This is a genomic window from Streptomyces sp. Root1304 (assembly GCF_001426405.1).
Classification (GTDB): Bacteria; Actinomycetota; Actinomycetes; order Streptomycetales; family Streptomycetaceae; genus Streptomyces.
Genome location: NZ_LMEP01000009.1, coordinates 23,776 through 36,986 on the forward strand (window position 1 = coordinate 23,776; position 13,211 = coordinate 36,986).

The window sequence follows — 13,211 nt, forward strand, 5'->3', positions numbered from 1 at the left end:
CCCCTCTTGGGTGGTCGTTCCCAGTCGACCGACGAGATCCGGCACTTCGGCGGGCTCGCGGAAGCCGTGACCCCGCCGCCGTGGCACGAACGGGCCAGGGACGGCGTCGTGGCGGGCGTGTTCGACGCCGACCTCGCGTCCGAGGCCGAACATCTCGCACGGATGGGCCGGTTGACGCAGCGGGACCTACGCATGCTCCTGCTCGTAGCCGACGACCACCCCGGGTGGGCCCCGGCACGGAGGCACGCCGTCGAAGGGCTGCGGGACACACCCGAGGTACCGCAGCAGGTACTCAGCGCGCACGCGCAGGCCGAGCTCTGGCCGCCCCTCACGTACGAGGAGTCCACGGGCCACCTGGCCGACGGGCGGGCGCGGCACACGGCGGCGGCGCGGCTCGGGCCACCCGACGGACTCGTGACCGGGCCGGCCCGGAGCGGCCCGACGGCGGCGCTGGCCCGCCGGGCCGCCGCGCACGCCCTGCTCCACCGGCTCGCCGGCGTCGAGGAGAGCGACGCCGCACCCGTACCGTCCGACCAGGTACGGGGGCAGGGACGCCTCACCCTCCAGGGGTTGAGCACCGAGGTCTTCGAGGCGCTGCTCCAGTCCCGCGTGACGGAACAGCGGGGACCGGGCGCCGAGTTGATGGCGGAGATCGCCCGTCGGGCCGACTGCGCCCAGCTGCGACAGCGGGACATCCAGCTTCTCCTGTTCGACGCCGGGGGGCCCGCCTGGCGGGAACCGCGCGTACGCGCCCTGCGGTTCGCGGCGCGCACCCAGACGGCGGCGTCCACGCTGCTGCGGCGGTACGCGGACGCGCGCGGGGCGGAACTCCGGCACACCGTCGTCGCGTCCGACGGAGCGTTCTCCTGCCGCTGGAGCTGGGACGGCGGCGACGGTCGTACGGTCGACGGCGCCGAGCGCACCCGGCGCGACCGCCGCGAGGCCGTGCACCGGGGCGCGGTCGCGCTCCTCGCCGAGCTGACGGACCTGCCCGAACCCGAGGACGAGCCGGCCGCCCCCGAGTCCAAGGCGGCGGGCCGCCCGGCGCCGCGTATCCGGCCCGTTCCGGCCGGACAGGATCCGGTGAAGTACCTGAACAAGTACACCCAGCTGGAGATGATCTCCAAGCCGGAGCCGACGTTCACCGCGGCCCCGAAGAGCGTCCTCTGCACCTACACCTGCACCCTTGTACGGACCGGTGCGGAGGTCTCGGTCAGCCGCCGGGATCAGACGAGGGCGGGCGCCCGCCGTGCCGCCGCGTCCGCGTTGATGGCGGAGCTGGTCACCCTCGACGCAGGCCCGTCCCGGTCCGTGCCGGCGCAGACGACGAGCGCGGGCCGCCCGGCGTCCGGATCTCCGGGCTTCCCCGAACCGCCAGGAGTGACCGGAACTCCGCGCTTCCCCGAACCGCCGGGAGTGTCCGGAACTCCGCGCTTCCCCGAACCGCCGGAAACGTCCGACGCCCGCACGCTCGCAGGTTCCCCTCCTGGCGAGGGCGCCCCGCCGGCCGAATCGGCCCGAGCGGCCGTCGAGAGGGCTCTCGCGGCCGGATGCGCGCTCGCCTTCGTTCCCGCTGACGGCGCTCCCGCCGGGCTCCTCCTCCACCGGCCCGACGGCGCGCCGATGCCGGGGAACCGCCCACCGGCTCCGCTCGCCGTGACGCGGCGCGGGCTGCTCCCGCCTCGCGCGACCGCAGCCGTATCCACTCCCGCGTCCGCGTCATCCCCCGCGTCCACCCCCGGCTCGGTCTCCGTATCCGCTTCGGGGTGGCGGGTGCCGTTGGCCGACGCCGTACCCGTGCTCCTGAGCCGGGCCCGCGATGCCGCCTGGCATCCGACGGCAGTGGGGTGGGCGGACGCGACTCGCCTCGGGCTCGGGGTCATCGCCGCCGGGCTCGTCCATCCGGCGCTCACCGCCGACGGGGTGGACCGGTGGCGGGTGGGCCCGCTGCCCGACGCCACCGTACGGGCCGCGGGCGAGCTGGTCCGCCGGATGGCTCCGTACGCCCATGCCGTGGCCGTCGGCGGCGGGCGTGTGAAGGCCGGGGACGCCGTACCGGAGTTCCTCGACGCCCTGGCGGACGGGATGCTGCGCCCTCCGGCGGCGGTCCTCTTCGGCAGCGGACCGTTCCTCGCGCCCGTCGGGCGCCCCTTGCCGGAAGCGGATGTCGCGGCCGTACGGCCCTGGCTCGACACGGTGGAGGACCGGCTCGACGAGGGGCCGCTTCCCGGCCTCGTCGTCGAGTTCGCCGAACCCTCGGAGGAGGAGGCCGCCGCCGGACGGCTGACCGCCCGGCTGCTCGTGGTCGTCGACCCGGCCCGGCCGGACGACGAGGTGCCCGCCGACGCACTTCACGGCCCGGAGCCCGTCGGTGGCGTCGAGCCGTTCCGCCTGCGGGCGCGCGTGCGGCGGCGACTGGAGCGCGCGGCCCGCTGCTGCGACGGTGCGCTCGACGGGCTGGCCGGACTGCCTGCCCGATTCGTACGGGACTCGACGGGCATCGGGCAGCTGCTCGATGCAGAACGGGACCTGGAATCGCACGGGTTGACACTTAGGTGGCCATCGGCTCTCCGCGACCTGCTGTCCGCCGGCACGGTCATCGGTGCGGACCCCCACGAGAACCCGGATGCCGACCACGTTCTCGGGACCGGCAATCCCGTCGACGGGGACCCTGAGGGCGCACCGCGTCGCGTCACCCTCGCCTCGGGTATCCCCTTGGCCTCGGGTAGCCCCCTCACCTCCCACTCCGCAGGGGGCGCGCCCAGGTTCAGTCTCCGGGCTCTGCTCGACTTCCGCTGGCAGTTCGCGCTCGGTGAGGACGTCCTGACCGAGGCGGAACTCGACGAACTCGCCGAAGCCACCCGCCCTCTCGTGCGGGTGAGGGACCGGTGGGTGCTGCTCGATCCCGTCATGGCCGCGCGGGTACGCCACCGGCTGATCGGCCGGCTGTCCGGTGCCGACGCCCTCGCCGCCGCCCTCACGGGCACGGTCGACGTGGACGGCCGGACGGTGCCGTGCCGGGCGGGCGGCGGCCTCGCCGCTGTCGTCGAGGTGCTGCGGCGCGGCGAGCACGCGGTCCCGGTGCCCGCGCCCGCCGGACTCGACGCGCGTCTGCGTGCCTACCAGGAAAGGGCGTTGGCCTGGCTCGCGCACACGGGCGGGATCGGGTTCGGCGCGGTCCTGGCGGACGACATGGGCCTCGGCAAGACGCTCACGGCCATCGCGTACACCCTGTACCGCTACGAGAACGGGCACCGCGGCCCGGTCCTCGTGGTGTGCCCGTCCTCGCTGGTGACCAACTGGGAGCGGGAGTTCGGTCGGTTCGCGCCGCACCTCGACGTGGTGGTCCACCACGGGGCGCGGCGCAGTCTCGACGCCGCCGGTGACCGTACCGTCGTCCTCACCACATACGGTGTGCTCCGTCGCGACGACGAACTCACGTCGCGGACTTGGGACTTGGTCATCGCGGACGAGGCCCAGCACGCGAAGAACCACGGTTCGGCCACCGCCCACCGGCTGCGGGCGCTGGACTCGACGACTCGGTTGGCGCTCTCCGGGACGCCGGTGGAGAACAACCTGTCCGAGCTGTGGTCGCTGCTCGACTGGGCGAACCCGGGCCTGTTCGGACCGCTCAAGACCTTCCGCTCCCGGTACGCGGCTGCCGCCGAACGCGAGCCCGACGGTCCGGCCGCGCACGCTCTCGCGCGGCTGATCGCGCCGTTCCTCCTGCGCAGGCGGAAGACCGACCCGCACGTCGCCCCTGAGCTGCCCGCGAAGGTCGAGACCCGGCGGATCGTCGAGCTCACCGCCGAACAGGTCGCCCTGTACGAGGCCGTCGTCCGCGAGACGATGGAACAGATCACCGCTTCGCCGTCCCTCGCACGGTCCGGTCTGGTGTTCAAGCTGATCACGGCGCTGAAGCAGATCACCAACCACCCCGCGCACTACTGGGGCGAGGAACACCCGGGCCCGTCCCGTACGGGAGAGTTCGCCGCCCGGTCGGCCAAGCTCGAAGCCCTGGGCGAGCTGGTCGAAACGATCACCGGGCGCGGCGAGGCGCTGCTCGTGTTCACCAGCTACGTCACCATGGGCCGTCTCCTCACCGAGCACCTGACGCACCTCGGCCATCGCCCCCTGTTCCTGCACGGCGGCCTGGACACGGGGCAACGGCAGGAGCTGGTCGACGCCTTCCAGGCCGGCCGCTCGCCGGTGTTCGTCCTCTCCCTGAAGGCGGGCGGCACCGGCCTCACCCTGACCAGGGCGAGCCATGTCGTCCACTTCGACCGCAGCTGGAACGCCGCCGTCGAGGACCAGGCCTCCGACCGCGCGCACCGCATCGGCCAGCGGCGGACCGTGACCGTCCACCGTCTCGTCACACGAGGAACGATCGAGGACCGCATCGACCAACTCCTCACACACAAGAGGGCTTTGCAGGACACGGTCCTGGGGGCGGGCGAGTCGGGGGTGGCCAGATTGGGTGACCGCGAGCTGGCGGAACTAGTCGCGCTGGGGGGTCGGCGATGACGGGTGATGAGGCGATGGGGCGCGGGGGTGGGGCCTGGGTTGAGGATGGGGCTTTGGCTTTGCCATGGGGTGGATCTGGGACTGGGGCTGGGGCTGGGCCTTTGGCTTTCGGTGGAGCTGGGGCTTTGGCCGCGGCCGGGGCCCGTGGGGACGTCGTTCCCGTACTGGAAAGGGTGACGGCTCCTCCCCCGGAACCACTCCCTTCCCTGGACGCGCTCCGGGCGCTCGTCGTCGACGCGGCGCACCGCGCGGAGGCCCTCCTGTCGGACCCGGGCGGTGAAGCATTCGACGATCACGACGGCGACGGCGGCGGTCCCGCGTCCGTCGGGAGCAGCGACGACGTGACGGCCGACATCGCACGCTTCGTCGCCCGGAGCGGGGAGCTCCCCGGCGGGGAAGCCCACATGGAACCCGCCGCCGCTCATTTGGGGATCGGCGTCGGGGAACTGCGGCGGCTGGCCGCGGCACATCGTTACGGCGGCCGGCCGGCCGTCGCCACCTGCCTCGCGCCACGGCATGCCGATCCCGAGGTGCTCGCCGCCGCCGAGCACGCGGTCCAGCCGCTGCGCCCCTCCCCCACCGCGCCCGTCGAGCGCCACCACAACCACCTCACCGACGCGCCCGCCCGTGTCCAGCTGCGTTACGGTCCGGACAACCGCTGGCACCCGTACGTGGAGCGGTACGGCACCTGGCAGCCGGCCGGCCCACCGGACGTCGACCCGGCAGTCGCGTACGGAACGGCTCGTACGGCGCTCCGCGGACCGGGCAGCCGGACGAAGTCGTCGCGACGCTGATCCCGGCCTGCATGCCACCCGTGGAAATCGGTCGCGCCCTTCACCTAGGGTACGGAAGTAAAGACTTCAACCCCGGTTCAATGAAAGGGACTTGAGGCCTCCTGAGTCCGGGCGCCCAGGGTCAGAAGTCCTGGCCGACCACCACCTGGCCGGACTCGTCAGCACGTCGACCGAACGGAGCCACACCGCCATGCCGGACACAGCCTCGGACGACCTGGGCCCCCGGGCCATCCTGGCCCGCTACCAGCGGGCGATGCTCGACAAGTCGGCGGACGACCTGGCCGACCTGTACGCGGTCGACGCCGTCCACGAGTTCCCCTTCCTCTTCCCCGGCATGCCCGAGCGCTACCAGGGACGTGAAGAGATCCGTACGGGCTATCGAGCGGCCTGGGGCGCGAGCCCGGCGCAGCCGCAGGAGATCCGCGACGTCGTCGTGCACGAGAACACCGACCCGGAGGTGATCGTCGTCGAGCAGGTCGTCGCCGGGACCGTCACCACGACCGGCCGGCCCTTCACCATCCCGGGCCTCCTCGTGATCCGCGTCCTGAACGGCCGGATCGTGCATGTCCGCGACTACATGGACGGCCTCGGCGTGGCTCATGCGATGGACCGAGTGGCCGCCGTGGCCGCCGGCCTCAGCAACCGCTAGGTGTATTGATCACGAGCGTTGTTGACACTGGTCTGGTCTTGAACATGGCGAAGACCTCCGGTGTGGTGGGAGCTGTCTAGGAACTCACCGCACGGAGGTCTTCGTGCCCCACCGTAATGCCCGGCTGACCGTCTTCGGTAGGAGACTGCTGGTCGAACGCGTCTGCTCAGGCCGTCCGGTCGCCCATGTGGCCGCCGAGATGGGCATCTCCCGGGCAACAGCCCACAAATGGATCCGCAGGTGGCGGACCGAAGCCCTGGCAGACTTCCTCCACACCTACAACCACCACCGCTGCCACACCGCACTCGACGGACACCCACCCATCAGCCGTGTCAACAACCCTGCCGCACCTCACGGGCGGCTCGTCGCCACGGCGTCCAGAGGTACGAAGCGACGCGGCGGCGTTCTGTACGGCAGCCATCGTCAGCCCTGTCGGCGGAGGCGTTCTGTACCGCAGCCATCGTCAGCCCTGTCGGCGGAGGTCCAACATGTAGAAGACCTTGTCGTACCGGCGTTCGTCGACGGCGACGAAGTCGGGGAGACGGCCGTATTCGGTGAAGCCCAGCGAGCGGTAGAGGTGCAGGGCGTGGGTGTTGTCGCCACGGGCGTCGAGGGTGAGGACCTCGATGCCCGCCTCCCTGGCGTCGGCGACCAGGGCAGCGGTCAGCGCCCGGCCGACACCACGGCCGTGGGAAGCGGCGTCCACCGCGACCTTCTCCAGATCGGCGTGCGGCCGATGGGTCGGTCGGGCGTAGCGCAGCCAGTACCCCAGCCCGACCGGCCGGCCGTCGAGGCAGGCGACCCGCAGGGCCGCGTTTCCGGCTTGTGCCGCGGAGAGCACCTGGCGGAGGAGTTCCGCGATCTCGCCGCGTGAGGGTGGCTCGACCCAGCCGAGCGCGGCACCGCCCCTGACCAGATCCGCCAGGATCCGGTGGGCCGACTCCACGAACCGCACCTCGAACGCCGGATCGGAGGTCAGCGCGAGGGCGTCGAGGACGGTGAGCTGAGGAGTCGTACCGCTGATCATGGTCGGCAGCATAGCCAGCGGGGTGCCCGGCCCAGATCCGAGGCGAGAATGCGGTGGTCGTACGTCCAGCCGCCCTGGCACGATCTCGGTGTGACCACCTTGTTCCTGATGGTCGGCCTGCCAGGGGCCGGAAAGACCACGCGGGCCCGGCAGCTCGCCGAAGAGCACGGCGCGCTGCGCCTGACGCCCGACGACTGGATGCTCCCCCTGTTCGGTGAGACGGAGGCGGACGGAAAGCGCGACGTGCTGGAGGGGCGCATGCTCTGGCTCGCTCTGGAAGCGGTCAGGTTGGGCACCAGTGTGGTGGTGGACTACGGCTGCTGGTCCCGGGAAGAGCGGTCGGCGATCCGCTGGCTGGCGGAGGCCGAGGGCGCGCGCTTCCGCATGGTCTACCTGCCGGTGGACGAGGAGACCCAACGCGCCCGGATCGCCCACCGCCGGGCCACCACGCCCGAAGGCACGCTCCCGATCACGGAGGCCGACATCCAGTACGGCCGGGCCCACTTCGAGGCACCGGACGCGTCGGAACTGGAGGGGCAGCCGGAGGTCGCCGGTGCGCCCTCGGGCTGGGCGGGTTGGCGGGAGTGGGCCGCCGGCCGGTGGCCGTCCTTCGCGTGACCGAACCGTTGGGCGGCGGGTGCGCGAGGAGTACGCCCCGGCGCGGATTCAGCGGCTTCGTGCGCCACCCGCGTGTTCCGCACACGAGGCGGACCCCGGATCGCTGCCATGCCGTATCCGACCGACTGCGACCACACGCACCCCGGACGCCCTGACGCCGCCCCATGACGCCCATCGGCCCTGGTCACTGCCCCACCGTGCCGCTTAAGCTGCGTGATCCACATCGTCCGGGGGTCTTCATGAACTTCACCCGCTGTCGCAGACCGATGGCCTTCCTCCTGCTGGCCGTGGGGCTCGTGCTCGGCGCCATGGCCGTGGTCGGACTCGAGTCGGGGGGCGAGGGCGAGCTGACCCTGCTGCTCGAGCTCCGCGAGTACGTCCTCCTGCTGGGGTGGCTCGCCCTGGCGGCGCTCACCGGAGCGGCCTTCCTGGGTCTGGCGAAGTCCTCGCTGCGCGTGCCACTGGTCACCATGCTGCTCGTCATCGGCGCCCCGACACTGCTGATCGGCGGCGTCGCCTCGGCGATGTTCGGTGGTTCGGACAGCCAGCTGTCGACGGAGACGGCTCCCGGCCGTGGCGACCGCCGACTGATCGTGGTGTCGCAGAGCGACTCCATCGACCCGGTCTGGTGCGTCTACGTCCACCAGGGGAACTCGCCAAGGGAACGCCGCTGGAGCGTCGGCTGCTTCAACGGCGACGCCGAGGAGAACGCCCTCCGCAAGACCGTGTGGACGGCTCCCGACCGAATTCGCATGACCACCGCAGGAGGCGCGGTCCACGAAGTGACCATCGCGCCGGACGGACGGCCCGACCGGGTCCTTTCCGTCGGGTAGGAACGAGGGAGACGCGGCTGGCGCTGCTCGACTAGGGCGTCGCTTTCTCAGATGTTCGACGTTCGTTGACGGGACGTGGACCGTCCTGTTGAGCAGTTGGTGCCGGACGAGCTGTGGGAGCTGTTTCGGCGGGTGGTGCCACCGACAGTGGTGCATAGGCCACAGGGTGGGGGACATCGGCGGGCCGGGGACCGTGAGGTGCTGGCCGCGATCGTGTTCGTGGCGACGTCGGGCTGCACCTGGCGCCAACTCCCGCCGGTCTTGGGCTTGCTGGCAACGGTGTACGAGCGGTTCGCGCGGTGGAGCCGCGAGCGCGTGCGGGCCCGCCTCTACCGGGTCGTCCTGGACGAGCTCGGCTCACGCGGGCAGCTCGACTGGTCCAGGTGCGCGATCGGCCCTGTAAGCATTCGTGCCCTCAAGGGGGGGGCACAGCCGCTCGGCCGCCACCAGTGGGTGGTAGAGAGCCGTTTGTACGCCTCCAGACACGTGCCGCACCCGCCTCTCGCCATCGGCTCCCGTCGACGACCATGATGCCCGGCACCCACCCACCAACAGAAACGACGTCTTCGGGGCGGAGCAAGGCGTCTGCCACAACCGCTCCAGGGCGTGTATCGAAGCTGGTCGTCGGCGTGGCACCGCCTCAAATGACATGCAGTCTTCGCTCGGTCGTGCTGGTATCGATCCCTTTGAATGATTACTTTCTCGATGAAGCCGACTTGACGGACAGGACGAAGCGGAACCTGGCGGAACACGCCTGCCATCTGCACCGGAACATGTCCGGTGCGACCGTCGTAGAGACCGGTGACCTCCTGGTCGCGGACAGCGGCCTGGACGACGACACGTTCAACATCGTCGCCGCGGCCCGCTTCGCCGCTGGCGACGCCGCGGCCCGCATCTCCGAGACCGTCGCGACGCTGGCCGGCACCGGCCGTAGTTTCTCCTGGTGGGTGGGACCTGCCTCGACACCGACAGACCTCACCGTCCGCCTGACGGCAGCCGGCCTGCCGGTCTCCGAGCATGAGACGGCGATGTGGGCCGAGCTGGACGACACCCTGCCGATTTCCTCTGTCCCGGGTCTGGACATCCGAACGGTGACCACGCCCGAACAGCTCGCCGACTACGCCGCGGTCATCGCCGCGAACTGGAATCCACCCGCCGAAACCGTCCGCGACTTCTTCTCCCGGGCCGCTTCCCAGGCGCTGGTTGCTACCTGCCCGGCCCAGTACCTGGTGGGCTACGTGGAGAGCCGTCCGGTCTGCTCCGCCGAGGTGTTCCACCACGCGGGACTCGCCGGCATCTACAACATCTCCACCCTGGCCGCCCACCGCCGACGCGGCTACGGCGGAGCCATCACGCTCGCGGCCCTTCACGCCGCCCGCGAACGAGACCACGGCATCGCGGTCCTGCAGGCGTCGGCCGACGGCAAGCCTGTGTACCGCCGTCTGGGGTTCCGCGCCTGCGGCCAGTTCGTCGAACACGCCATCAACACCTGAACCTCCACGACTCCACGGACATCCGTCCGTCGCCCCTGATTGAGCTGGTCACAGCCATTCATTGATGGCCGCTACGAGGACAGTGGCCTCGTAGCGGCCCGCGAGCTTGTCGTATCTCGTGGCCGCGGCCCGGTTCCGTTTGAGGCGGTTTGATGCCGCACTCGACGGCATGCCGAGCCTCGTAGTCCTCGGCGTTGAACCCGGGCGGCCGACCACCGAGGGAACCGAGCTTCCTGCGGTTGCGTGTTGGTCGGCCGAAAGGGCCCCGCACAATCGCGGTATGACTAACATCGTCGATGCAGCCTGGCACGACATCCTGACCACTTACGGCGAACCGTTCCGGCCCGCAGAGTCACCGCTTCCGGAACCGTTCGCAAAGCTCGTGCGGGTAGCGCATGCCGAACCGCTGCTTCGCCGGCTCTCCCCATGGACCGGTATGTGGGAGCTGCACTTCAGCAGGTGCACGGAGATGGAGTACACCTGGGACATCCCGTACATCGGCACGCTGAGAGACGGCCGGTACTACGTCGAAGGACCGCATCGGAGCAGCCCTCGGATCGCCGAGACGGACAGCGCGCAGGCCGCAGTAGCGATGGTCGTCGATCGCCTGCCGCCACGTTGCGGCCCGGCCTTCATCGGCAATGCGGGAGATCTGGCCGCTCACGAGAAGGCACGAGACAGCAAGTAGGGCGGGCTCACTGGCTTGGTGAAGACGGGCTCTAGTCCCCAGCTCCGAACCACACACAAGAAGAACGTCGCCGCTGTTCAGCGCGAGACGCGGCCGAGGTCGTGGGTCGGGCTTCGGAATTCATCGAATGACGCAGATGTCCGGCAGCGGAGTGGGCTGCTCGCCTTGCGCCGTGAGGACTTCTCGCGCCAACTGGCGGGCGTGTGCCCATCCGGCGTCAGTGGACAGTGCTTCCCTCGTCCATCGGTCCACGTTCGAGTCCTGGGTCATCTCGTTGAAGACCTCATCGATCATCTGCAGCGAGGACAGCACCTCGCGGCCGAGCTGACCGTCCTCGACCAATTGCCCAGCGAGACCGACTGCGTCATCGAAGTCCAAGGCGATCTCGTCCGGCGGCACGCCGTACTTGTCCAGCCACGCGACCTGAACCGCGGCAGCTGCCGCGACCACGCGCAACGCCTCGATCAGCATGCGACGACGGGCCGAGGGACCAGAACTCTCCATGTGGCCATCGTGGCATGCCCCCGCTTGAGCCAGGTGGATGTCGTCTCCTCCCGCTTAGAACTCCTAACGGAATGAGGGTTGCCCTACCGAGCTCGGGGCTGTGAAGGGCTGACGGTGGTCAGCTGTCCTTCACGGTGAGGCCGATGTGCTGGGCGAGGGCGGGTGCGAGGTCGAAGAGCTGGAGGGTGCTGATGGTGGCACCCTTGAGGGCCTCGATCCCGGAGGTGATGCCCAGTGCGGTCGCCTCGCGCAGGTCGACCCGGGCGAGCGTGGCCTTGGTGAAGTCGACCCGGTCCAGTGTCGTTCCCGGGAAGGTGACGCCGGTCAGGGTCGCGCCGGCGAAGTCCACGTCGCGCAGCAGGCAGTCGGCGAACGTGACGTCGCGCAGCTGGGCCGCGCGCAGGTTGACCGAGTCGAACTTGCAGTGGTGGAAGACGGTACGGCGCATCTGGCTGCCGTGGAGCTGAGTGCCGGCCAGGAGGCTGGAGCGGCATTCGGTGTCCAGCCAGGCGGTCTCGGCGAGGTCGCTGCCCACGGTGCGGAGGTTGTCCAGCCAGACGGTGTCCAGGCGTGCGCGCCGGAATCGGCCGCCGGTGAAGGTCACCGAGGACAGGGCGCATTCGCTGAAGCGGGTCATGCCGCCGTCGGTGTCGTCAAAGGTGCGGCCGTCGATGTGGAGCCACTCGTAGACCTCGTCCCGCTCCAGGTCGTCGGTGAAGGGTTCGAGGCGGTGCGCGAAGGGCAGGGAGGGCAGGTCCCGGGGGGTGGGTGCGTGCATCGGCGTCCTTCGGGGGAGGTCACGGGACACCACTGAGACGCAGCGGTAAGGCGGCGCAGAGGGGTGCGGGGGATGCCTCCATGCTTACCCGCACCGGAGCGGTCCCGGCCAATCGCGCCAGCGACGGAGAGTCGGCAGCAAAGGCGCGCGGCCACACCCCAAAGAGGGGGCCAAAAGAGGCAAATACGAAAAATGGCATACTTGCACCGTGACTCCCGTCACACCTGATGGTGAGGATGGGCCGGTCGGCACCTGGCATTGCTGCCCAACTTCCAGGCGCGACCTGGGTGTTTGCCTGCGGCGACGGCTGCTTCGGAAGCGCCCGCCGGGCTCCCCTGGGCTTCTCTGGGCTCGATTTTGCGCCTCGGGCCGTTTCGCCCGCCTGCGAAGATCGGACTCTCGCGCCGTTCTGGCGAAAAGCGCTGCTCAGAGCACGGGAAGCGAGGACTTCAGCCGTCGCCAGCAGATGAGTGCACATCCGAGGGTGAGGAAGGCTTCGTGGATGTCGTCGCGGATCTCCCAGCGGATCCGCAGGCGGCGGAACCAATGCAGGTGAGCGAAGGCACGCTCGACAATCCAGCGTTGGGTGCCGAGTCCGGAGCCGTGTTCGGTGAGGCGTCGAGCGATCAGTGGCTTCACGCCGAGCGCGCGGACGAGGTGTCGGTACTTGTCGTGGTCGTAGCCGCGGTCACCGAGCACGGCGTCGGGGGCGGCGCCGAGGTCGCCCGCGTTTGCCCCGCACGGGCGGCACTGCCTGGAGCAGTGGGATGAGCTGGGTGACGTCGTTGCGGTTGCCGCCGGTCAGGGTGACGGCGAGCGGGATGCCGGTGGCGTCCGTGATCAGGTGGTGCTTACTGCCCGCCCTGCCCCGGTCAACAGGGCTTCGTCCCGTCTTGGGCCCCCTTTAACGCCCGGATGTGGGAGCCGTCAACCGCCGACCGGGAGAAGTCCAGGGCGTCCGCGCTCCGGAGCTTGGCCAAGAGCGCTTCATGGAGCCGGCGCCACACGCCGGCCTCGATCCACTCGGCCAGGCGGCGCCAGCACGTCATGCCCGAACCGAAGCCGAGCTCCTGCGGCAGGTGCTCCCAGGCGATCCCGGTATGCAGCACGAACAAGATGCCCTGGAACACCAGCCGGTCCGGATGCCGCTTCCGCCCCGGATGACGAGCGCGACGTTCGACCTTCGGCAGTAGCGGCTCGATCACCGCCCACAGCTCGTCATCGATGTCCCACGGCTTCCGCCGAGCCACCCCGCACCCCCAGATCAACGGCCCCGGAGTGATCCAACCACCTTGAAGATCAT

At 70.5% G+C, this 13,211-nt stretch carries 10 protein-coding genes and 3 pseudogenes; 9 read left to right on the top strand and 4 right to left on the bottom strand.

The genetic code is table 11. From position 1 onward, the window contains the following. The first annotated feature begins 6 nt into the window (after positions 1-6). The 4 genes and pseudogenes from ASD33_RS34950 to ASD33_RS34070 all read left to right on the top strand — a co-directional run. Positions 7-4,524 (top strand): DEAD/DEAH box helicase, encoded by a 4,518-nt coding sequence (locus ASD33_RS34950; protein ID WP_056557819.1) that lies wholly within the window; start codon positions 7-9, stop codon positions 4,522-4,524. Between the two features lie 173 nt (positions 4,525-4,697). Continuing rightward, on the top strand, positions 4,698-5,318 hold the full coding sequence (locus ASD33_RS12245; protein WP_056557821.1) for a hypothetical protein: 621 nt from the start codon (positions 4,698-4,700) through the stop codon (positions 5,316-5,318). Between the two features lie 190 nt (positions 5,319-5,508). Next, positions 5,509-5,967 carry a nuclear transport factor 2 family protein gene (locus ASD33_RS12250; protein WP_056557823.1) on the top strand — a complete coding sequence of 153 codons (459 nt, stop codon included), beginning with the start codon at positions 5,509-5,511 and terminating at the stop codon, positions 5,965-5,967. Between the two features lie 103 nt (positions 5,968-6,070). Beyond that, positions 6,071-6,228 (top strand): annotated as a pseudogene (locus tag ASD33_RS34070) (leucine zipper domain-containing protein); the annotation flags it as partial. Positions 6,229-6,430: 202 nt separating this feature from the next. Here ASD33_RS34070 and ASD33_RS12255 read toward each other — a convergent pair. Next, the gene (locus tag ASD33_RS12255) at positions 6,431-6,994 is read right to left on the bottom strand and encodes an N-acetyltransferase (protein ID WP_056557877.1); all 564 of its coding nucleotides are present in this window, start codon (positions 6,992-6,994) and stop codon (positions 6,431-6,433) included. A 90-nt stretch (positions 6,995-7,084) separates the two neighbouring features. Between ASD33_RS12255 and ASD33_RS12260 the strand changes: the two genes are divergently transcribed. The 5 genes and pseudogenes from ASD33_RS12260 to ASD33_RS12280 all read left to right on the top strand — a co-directional run bounded on the left by ASD33_RS12260 (position 7,085) and on the right by ASD33_RS12280 (position 10,626). Beyond that, positions 7,085-7,612 (top strand): ATP-binding protein, encoded by a 528-nt coding sequence (locus tag ASD33_RS12260; protein WP_056557880.1) that lies wholly within the window; start codon positions 7,085-7,087, stop codon positions 7,610-7,612. A 239-nt stretch (positions 7,613-7,851) separates the two neighbouring features. Beyond that, positions 7,852-8,445: a hypothetical protein gene (locus tag ASD33_RS12265; RefSeq protein WP_157870032.1), complete on the top strand. Its 594-nt coding sequence runs from the start codon at positions 7,852-7,854 to the stop codon at positions 8,443-8,445. 75 nt (positions 8,446-8,520) lie between these two features. Beyond that, positions 8,521-8,868, top strand: a pseudogene (locus ASD33_RS12270) (transposase); the annotation flags it as partial. 350 nt (positions 8,869-9,218) lie between these two features. Further along, positions 9,219-9,938, top strand: coding sequence for a GNAT family N-acetyltransferase (locus ASD33_RS12275; RefSeq protein ID WP_056557882.1), 720 nt, complete (start codon positions 9,219-9,221; stop codon positions 9,936-9,938). A 280-nt stretch (positions 9,939-10,218) separates the two neighbouring features. Further along, entirely contained in the window at positions 10,219-10,626 is a 408-nt protein-coding gene (locus tag ASD33_RS12280) for a DUF6193 family natural product biosynthesis protein (protein WP_242426962.1), read from the top strand. A 120-nt stretch (positions 10,627-10,746) separates the two neighbouring features. Here ASD33_RS12280 and ASD33_RS12285 read toward each other — a convergent pair whose 3' ends face one another. From ASD33_RS12285 to ASD33_RS34080, 3 genes and pseudogenes are all read right to left on the bottom strand, one after another. Next, positions 10,747-11,097 carry a hypothetical protein gene (locus ASD33_RS12285; protein WP_242426963.1) on the bottom strand — a complete coding sequence of 117 codons (351 nt, stop codon included), beginning with the start codon at positions 11,095-11,097 and terminating at the stop codon, positions 10,747-10,749. A 151-nt stretch (positions 11,098-11,248) separates the two neighbouring features. Next, positions 11,249-11,908, bottom strand: a complete 660-nt coding sequence (locus ASD33_RS12290) for a pentapeptide repeat-containing protein (RefSeq protein WP_056557827.1) — start codon at positions 11,906-11,908, stop codon at positions 11,249-11,251. Between the two features lie 426 nt (positions 11,909-12,334). Beyond that, a pseudogene (locus ASD33_RS34080) lies at positions 12,335-13,158 on the bottom strand (IS5 family transposase). Positions 13,159-13,211 lie beyond the last annotated feature (53 nt).